Source organism: Pseudomonas sp. PGPPP1 (genome assembly GCF_002255865.1).
GTDB lineage: Bacteria > Pseudomonadota > Gammaproteobacteria > Pseudomonadales > Pseudomonadaceae > Aquipseudomonas > Aquipseudomonas cremoris.
On record NZ_NKIG01000082.1, the window covers coordinates 1 to 1156 of the forward strand.

Below are 1156 nucleotides of genomic sequence, written 5' to 3' on the forward strand. Positions count from 1 at the left end.
TCCAGGGTCAGGATGCTCTGGTCGGCTTCGACTTTGTCGCCGACCTTCACAAACAGCTCGATTACTTCACCTTCACCGCTGCCGATGTCAGGTACGCGAATGAGTTCGCTCACAAAAAATCTCCTCAGCAGTCCAGTGGGTTGCGTTTTTCCGGGTTGATCCCGAACTTGACGATAGCGTCTGCTACCACCTTAGGTTCGATCTCACCACGGTCAGCCAAGGCTTCCAGGGCTGCCAACACCACGAAGTGACGGTCGACTTCGAAGAAGTGACGCAGCTTCTTGCGGCTGTCACTGCGGCCAAAACCGTCGGTGCCCAGGACTTTGAATTCCTTGGACGGGACCCACTGGCGAATTTGTTCGGCGAACAGCTTCATGTAGTCGGTAGAGGCAATGACTGGACCCTTACGGCCGGCCAGGCACTCTTCGACGTAGCTCTTCGCTGGTTTCTGACCAGGATGCAGGCGGTTGCTGCGCTCTACGGCCAGGCCGTCGCGACGCAGTTCGTTGAAGCTGGTGACGCTCCACACGTCGGCGCCGACGTTGAACTCTTCACGCAGGATCTTCGCCGCTTCACGCACTTCGCGCAGGATGGTGCCGGAGCCCATCAGCTGTACGTGGTGCGCTGCTTCCTTGGTGTCTTCTTCGAGCAGGTACATGCCCTTGATGATGCCTTCTTCCACACCGGCCGGCATGGCTGGCTGCTGGTAGGACTCGTTCATCACGGTGATGTAGTAGAAAACGTCCTGCTGCTCTTCGGTCATCTTCTTCATGCCGTCCTGGATGATCACCGCCAGCTCATAGCCGTAGGTTGGATCAAAGGTGCGGCAGTTCGGGATGGTGGCAGCCAGGATGTGGCTGTGACCGTCTTCGTGTTGCAGGCCTTCGCCGTTCAGCGTGGTACGACCAGCGGTACCGCCGATCAGGAAGCCACGGGTACGGCTGTCGCCTGCTGCCCAAGCCAGGTCGCCAATACGCTGGAAGCCGAACATCGAGTAGAAGATGTAGAACGGCAGCATCGGCTGGTTGTGGCTGGAGTACGAAGTACCGGCAGCGATGAAGGAGCTCATGGCGCCCGCTTCGTTGATGCCTTCTTCGAGGATCTGGCCCTTCTTGTCTTCCTTGTAGAACATCACCTGGTCTTTATCGACTGGCTC

The 1156-nt window shown here is 58.0% G+C and carries 2 protein-coding genes; both read right to left on the minus strand.

Translation table 11 applies throughout. From position 1 onward, the window contains the following. A partial coding sequence (locus tag CFE47_RS31195) for a biotin/lipoyl-containing protein (protein ID WP_286843039.1) occupies nucleotides 1–113 on the minus strand: 113 nt, incomplete at its 3' end. An 11-nt stretch (nucleotides 114–124) separates the two neighbouring features. Next, nucleotides 125–1156 (minus strand): transketolase-like TK C-terminal-containing protein (locus CFE47_RS31200; RefSeq protein ID WP_502695549.1); only part of this gene is annotated, 1032 nt, incomplete at its 5' end.